General features: G+C 63.4%; 5 protein-coding genes. All 5 read left to right on the top strand.

The window, feature by feature from the left end; translation table 11 throughout:
• Window positions 1–917: efflux RND transporter periplasmic adaptor subunit (locus ACE3OH_RS17755; protein ID WP_374356202.1), on the top strand; the 917-nt coding region annotated here is incomplete at its 5' end.
• Between the two features lie 173 nt (window positions 918–1090).
• Window positions 1091–1768 carry an ABC transporter ATP-binding protein gene (locus ACE3OH_RS17750; protein ID WP_374356199.1) on the top strand — a complete coding sequence of 226 codons (678 nt, stop codon included), beginning with the start codon at window positions 1091–1093 and terminating at the stop codon, window positions 1766–1768.
• Between the two features lie 10 nt (window positions 1769–1778).
• Window positions 1779–4166 (top strand): FtsX-like permease family protein, encoded by a 2388-nt coding sequence (locus ACE3OH_RS17745; protein WP_374356196.1) that lies wholly within the window; start codon window positions 1779–1781, stop codon window positions 4164–4166.
• Between the two features lie 303 nt (window positions 4167–4469).
• Window positions 4470–4745 carry a translation initiation factor IF-1 gene (gene infA, locus ACE3OH_RS17740; RefSeq protein ID WP_374356193.1) on the top strand — a complete coding sequence of 92 codons (276 nt, stop codon included), beginning with the start codon at window positions 4470–4472 and terminating at the stop codon, window positions 4743–4745.
• Between the two features lie 127 nt (window positions 4746–4872).
• Window positions 4873–6428: ABC transporter ATP-binding protein (locus tag ACE3OH_RS17735; RefSeq protein ID WP_374356190.1), on the top strand; the 1556-nt coding region annotated here is incomplete at its 3' end.

The following is a 6428-nucleotide window of genomic DNA, read 5'->3' as shown; positions in this document are numbered from 1 at the left end:
GGGCATCGGATGTGGCGCAGCAGATCTCCAATCTGTCTTCGCTCAAGGTCGGCCTGGTAGCCAGACAGGGCGACCATCAGCGCGAAGTGAGCAATCTTGAATTTGAAGTGGATAGGGCAGAAAAAAACCACAAGCGTAACCAGGCACTTGCCGCCAAGGGCTTTTTGTCGGCCGCCGCGCTGGAAGAGTCGGCCGACAAGCTCGACCAGCAAAAGCGCCTGCTCGCCAATGCGCGCAGCACGGCGCAGGCAGAGCAGAGCACGCGCAGCCAGTCGATCAATCAGATGGATCGCGCCATCAATGGCCTGAACGATGGCCTCAAGTTGGTGCGCGCCACCGCCGATGCGCTGGCGGTGCGCGCCCCGGCCGATGGCCGTCTCACTGATTTTCATCTGCAGGAAGGCGAGTCGGTAAAACCGAATGACCGGCTCGGCCGCATCGATACGCCAGAGCGCTACAAGCTGGTAGCCAATGTCGACGAGTTCTATCTGAACCGCACCGCACTCGGGCTCAAGGGCAGCGTGCATATCGGCGAGCGCGACTATGCACTGACCGTGGCGCGCCTTAACCCGCAGATCAAGGATGGCCACTTCACTATCGAACTGCAGTTCGACGGCGCCATGCCGACCGGCCTGCAGCCGGGTCTCGGCGTGGATAGCCGGCTGACGCTGGGCCAGCCAGCCAAGGCCACCTTGCTCAGTGACGGCGCCTTCTATGCCGACTCGGGCGGCAGCTGGGCCTTTGTGCTCGATGCCGATGGACAGCACGCCAGCCATCGCCCGGTACGTTTGGGCCGCCGCGCTGGCGGGCAAATCGAGGTGCTGGACGGCCTGAAAGCCGGCGAGCGCGTGATCGTATCGAGCTATCGCAATTTCCGCGAAGCACAAACCCTGCGTATCAAGGACGCGGCAGCATGAGCCTGATGATCCACCCCGCTCTGATTGCTCGCCTTGCCTGCGCTGCGACACAGCCGCCGGCGAACCGTCCGGTGGCAAGGCAAGCCAGCCATATTGCCCTGCCATCATCCACGACATACACCGACGCCACGCCGGCGCCAGCACAAACACATTGAACACAAAGGAGAAACACCATGCTCAAACTGCGAAATCTGTGCAAAGTCCACCGTAGCGGCGATATCGAAACCACCGCGCTCGACCATATCGACCTCGATATCGAATCCGGCGAATACCTTGCCATTACCGGCCCTTCGGGATGCGGCAAGTCCACCCTGCTCGGCATCCTTGGCCTGCTCGATGCCCCATCGAGCGGCGAGTACTGGTTCGACGGCCACAATGTCGCCGGCTGGAGCGAGGCCCGCCTCAACCAGCTGCGCCGTGGCCGCATCGGCTTTATTTTCCAGAGCTTCAATCTGATCGACGAGCTGACCGTGGCCGAAAACATCGGTCTGGCGCTGGAATACGGCGATGTGCCGATACGCGAGCGGCGTAGCCGGGTCGACGAGGTGATGGCCAAGCTCGGCGTCAGCCATCGCGCTGACCACCGGCCTTCGCAGCTATCGGGCGGCCAGCAACAACGGGTGGCCATCGCCCGTGCCCTGGTATCGCGCCCTGCCCTGCTCCTGGCTGACGAGCCGACCGGTAATCTCGACAGCGCCCATGGCGACGAGGTGATGCGCATCCTGCGCGATATCAACGCCGAAGGCACCACCCTGATCATGGTCACTCACTCGCCCAGCCACGCCGCCCAGGCCTCGCGCACCTTGCGCCTGCTCGATGGCCGTGTGTTGGTTGATGCCATGGCTGCCTGAGGAGAAACCCATGTTCCATCACATCAAGAAATTCCATATCGCGGCACGCCAGCTGGCAGCCGAACCGGGCTACTCGCTGGTGGTGATACTGGGCCTGGCGATTGCGCTGGCCGCCTGCCTGCTGATCGCGCCGCTGGTCAGTGTCATCGTCAATCAAGGTCGGGAAGTCGCTGAGCCGGAACGCGTAGTGCAGATCGAACGCCGCGACCTGCGCAACCATTACCAGACGCCGTGGCATTCTGAATCGCCCTATGTGCTGCGTAGTGCCCTGAAACAGGCCGGCGCACCGCTGAGCGCCATCAGCCGCTACCGCGACGATGAAGTGTCGGTTCGGGTGGATCAACAGGTGTTCAAACTGAAAACCGCCTATGTTGACCCGGATCTCACCGAGATATTCGCACTGAAGTCGCTCAGCGGCGATCTGCGTGCCGTGCTGGCACGGCCGGGGGAGGTTGCCCTGTTTGCAGATGCCGCCAAGCGCCTGTTTGGCGAACAGCCAGCAATCGGCAAGGTAATCAGCATGAACGGCTACCGGCTGACCGTTGGCGCGGTTCTGGCGCCCCTGCCGGTGCGCAGCACCTTCGAAGGCGATGCCTTGCTCAGCTTCGAGTCCTTGCCGAACACCCAGGGCTGGCCCTACTACCAGGATGCCATTCGCCACTGGGGGCTGAATGCCGGCACAGTCTGGGCACGACTGGCAACGGGTGCCAGTACCACCAGCATCGAGGCCTTGATTGCCGATCAGTTCGCCCGTTCCGACTATGCGGCGAAGACTCCACAGGAGGTCAAGGTTGATGGCAAGCCGATCAAGCAATTCCGTCTGATCGATTTTGCCCATCTGGCGCTCGATGGCGCCGGTAACGAAGGCCAGCGCCGCCTGGTATGGAGCCTGATCGCGGCGGCCGGCGTGATGTTGCTGCTGGCCTCGATCAACTACGTCAATCTGAGTACGGTGCGTACCCTCAAGCGCCAGCGCGAGATCGGCCTGCGCAAATCGCTCGGCGCCAGCGCTGGGCAAATCGTTACCCAATTCATTGTCGAATCGACCCTGGTCGTGGCACTGGCCAGTGTGCTGGCGCTACTGCTAGCCTGGCTGCTGGCCCCGATACTGGGGGAGATGATGGAAATTCCGCGCCTGGCCGATGCGCTGTTCACCGGCTGGCAAATGCCGGCCATGCTCGGCCTGGCCTTGTTACTCGGCGTGGTCACCGGGCTGTACCCGGCGTGGATCGCCATCGGTACGCGCAGCAGCGAAGCATTGGCCGGGCGTGGCCAGGAAGAAAGCCAAGGCGGACGCCAGCTACGCCGCGCGCTGACCGTGGTGCAATTCACTGCCGCCATCACCTTGTCGGCAACCGCCCTGGTGGTGGTGTTGCAGGCGCGCGCCGCCAGCCATCAGGACCTTGGCTTTCATACCGATGGTTTGCTGGCGGTCGATACGCCGGACACCGCCAAACAGGAGCAGCTGTCCGCCTTGCGCAATGCCATTGCAGGCCTGGCTGGCGTGCAATCGGTATCTGTGGCGCTCGACCTGCCCGGTCGCGGTCGGCATGGCCGGCATACCAGCGCCAGCCAAAGCGGGCAAGCGCCCATCGAGGTGCAAATCGTTATTGCAACGCCTGACTATCTGGCGCAATACCGCATACCGCTACTGGCCGGCCAGAAGTTGACCGATGGTGAAGAGAAGGCGCTGCTCATCGACGAAATGGCCATGCGCGCCCTGGGTTTCACCAGCGTTGACGCGGCTTTGGGCCAGACCATTACCGCCAATGGCGACCAGAGCATCATCCGCGGCATTGTCGGCAATACGCGCCTGGAGTCTGCCCGCGAGCCGATGGGGCCGAAAATATATGTCGCCAAGCGCAAGTTAAACGGCGTCTTTACGGTGCAGACCAATGCTGTCGAAGTTACACGCCGGCAAATCGAGGCCCTGTGGCCGCGCTATTTTCCCGACGATGTCAGTATCATTGCGCCGGTACAGCAATACATCGACGAACGTTATGCCGATGTGCGTAATTTTGGGCTGCTGATCGGCACTGCCAGCCTGGTGGCACTCTTGCTGGCCGGTTTTGGCGTCTATGCGCTGGCGGCTTACACGGTGCGGCGCAAAACCCGTGAAATCGTCCTGCGCAAATTGTATGGCGCGCCATCCAGCGCCATTGCCGGCCTGCTCGGGCGCGAATTTGCCGCGCTGTTGCTGCTGGCCGCCTTGATCGGCTTGCCGCTGGCAGCAATGTTGTCCCAGCACTACCAAGCCGATTTCGTGGTGCAAACCAGCTATCTCGGTTGGGCCTTGCTGGCGGCGCTACTGATCACTTGCGCCATGGGCGTGGTCGCGGGTCTGCGACACACCCTCGCCGCGTTGGCGATTCGGCCACAGCTGGCCTTGCAGGGCTGAACGACCACGGGCGAGCGCCCGCGCCCGTGGCGACGGCTGATCTGCAAGCAGTTTCAGGCTTGGCTGAAAAAAGCGTTACAATACACATTGTTGCGGCAGTCTTTGCTGCTGCCTTCAGGGGCAATCGCCACGGCGACTGCCCCTTTGCTTGTTCCGGCATCCTGCCGAATACTGCCAGACCGCCACTGCGGTGCTTGCTGGCAAACACTGCGTCATGGCCGGCTGGCAGCCGCCGCGGCGATTATTGTTACCTTTTGAAGCGTCGTGCGCGGATTGCGCCGCATGGCGCCGGAGCCTTGCCACATGGCAAAAGAAGAACTGATTGAAATGGAAGGTGTTGTAACCGAGGTGCTGCCGGATACGCGCTTTCGGGTGAAGCTGGAAAACGGCATGGAACTGATCGCCTATGTATCGGGCAAGATGCGCATGCACCGCATCCGTATCCTGGAAGGCGACAAGGTTACCGTCGAATTGTCGCCTTACGATCTGACCAAGGCACGCGTCAGCTTCCGCCATAAGGACGAACGCGCCGGTGCCGGTGCGGGTCCGCGTCGCCAGGGCAATTTCCAGCGTCGCTGATGCCTCTGCGGCCTGCGCCTGCATATTGCCGGGGCGCAGCGTAGCGCACATCACCATGCAAAACGGCACCCTGGCGGTGCCGTTTTGCATATTCAAGCAGGGCCCGTTTCCCCATCCAGGCAGGCATATGACCTTATTCCAGCTGGTATCCGGCTTTGTACGGCAGCACTGGCGGCCCTATCTGCTGTCGGCCTTGATGCTGCTCGGCGTGGCGCTGCTCACCGTGTCGATTCCGCGCCAGGTGGGCAGCCTGGTCGATGGTCTGGTCAGCGGCCAGCAAACCGGCGCCGCCACGCTCGCGCCCTTGGGGCGGCTGCTGGCGACCGGGCTGCTGATCTATGCGCTGCGGGTAGGCTGGCGCATGCAGCTGTTCACCGCCAGCTACCGACTCGGCATGGCGCTACGCACCCGGCTGTACCGGCAGCTGACCGTACAGGGGCCAAGCTTTTATCAGCAGCAGCGCACCGGCGACCTGATGGCCATGGCCACCAATGACGCCGACACGGTGGAAATGGCCGCCGGCGAAGCCATGCTGGCCGGTTTCGATGGCACCCTCACCTTTTTGCTGGTTTTGGGCAGCATGGTGGCCGGCATCGACTGGCGGCTGGCCCTGGTGGCCTTGCTGCCCTTCCCGCTGATGGCGCTGGCGTTCTGGCATATCTCCAACCAGATCCATCAGGCAGCCAAAGATGCACTGGCGAGCTTCGGCGCCCTCAACGACCATGTGCAGGAAACGCTGGCCGGCGTGCGCACCATCCGCGCACTGGGTCTTGAAACCCATAGCGCCAGCGATTTCTCGCGGCTGACCGACGCCGCGGCCACCGCCAGCTACGAAGCGCAGCGCTGGGAGGCCGCTTACGAGCCGGCGGTGGGCATTGCCCTGGTTTGCGCCGGCACCCTGATCCTCGCCCTGGGTGGCTATCTGGTGTGGCAGCAGCAGCTCACCCTGGGCCAGCTCACCGGCTTCAGCATGTACTTGGGCCAACTGATCTGGCCGATGTTCGCTGCCGGCTGGGTGCTGAGTCTGATCGAGCGCGGCCGCGCCGCCTGGGCACGGCTGGAACCGGTGTTGCACGCGCCGCCCTGCGTGGTCGATGCCGGCCGGATCAACCAGCTCCCGCCGCCAGACATCGCGTTTGAGCAATTGCATTTCCGCTACCCGGGCCAGGCAGCCGATGCGCTGGCCGGCATATCGCTCAAGCTGCAAGCCGGCCAGACCCTCGGCCTGGTCGGCCCCACCGGCGCAGGCAAATCAAGCCTGATCCGCCTGCTGCTGCGCCACTACAACGCGCAAGCCGGCACGATACGCTGGGGCGGGCAGCCCTTGGCCGACTATGATCTGGAAGCCCTGCACCGGGCCATGGCCTGGGTGCCGCAAGAGGCCTTTCTGTTTTCCACCACCATTGCCGGCAATATCGCCCTGGGCCGGCCCGACGCCAGCCGCGCCGATATCGAGCGGGTGGCCCGCCTGGCGGCAATCCACGACGATATCGTCCGCTTGCCGGATGGCTATGACACGACGGTGGGCGAGCGCGGCCTGACCTTGTCCGGCGGACAGCGCCAGCGCGTGGCCATCGCCCGCGCCTTGCTGGCCGATGCGCCACTGCTGCTGCTCGACGATACCTTGTCGGCGGTCGATACCCAGACCGAAGCCGAGATCCTGGCCCATCTGCGCGAAGCACG

It is taken from the genome of Chitinimonas sp., assembly GCF_041904975.1.
In the GTDB taxonomy this organism is placed as follows: domain Bacteria; phylum Pseudomonadota; class Gammaproteobacteria; order Burkholderiales; family Chitinimonadaceae; genus Chitinimonas.
This window is presented reverse-complemented; position numbering and strand designations above follow the sequence as displayed.

What these genes read in the sequence shown, in the direction of transcription:
- infA (WP_374356193.1), top strand. Translation starts at nt 4,470, where the DNA reads ATGGCAAAAGAAGAACTGATTGAAATGGAAGGTGTTGTAACCGAGGTG.
- ACE3OH_RS17750 (WP_374356199.1), top strand. Translation starts at nt 1,091, where the DNA reads ATGCTCAAACTGCGAAATCTGTGCAAAGTCCACCGTAGCGGCGATATC.
- ACE3OH_RS17745 (WP_374356196.1), top strand. Translation starts at nt 1,779, where the DNA reads ATGTTCCATCACATCAAGAAATTCCATATCGCGGCACGCCAGCTGGCA.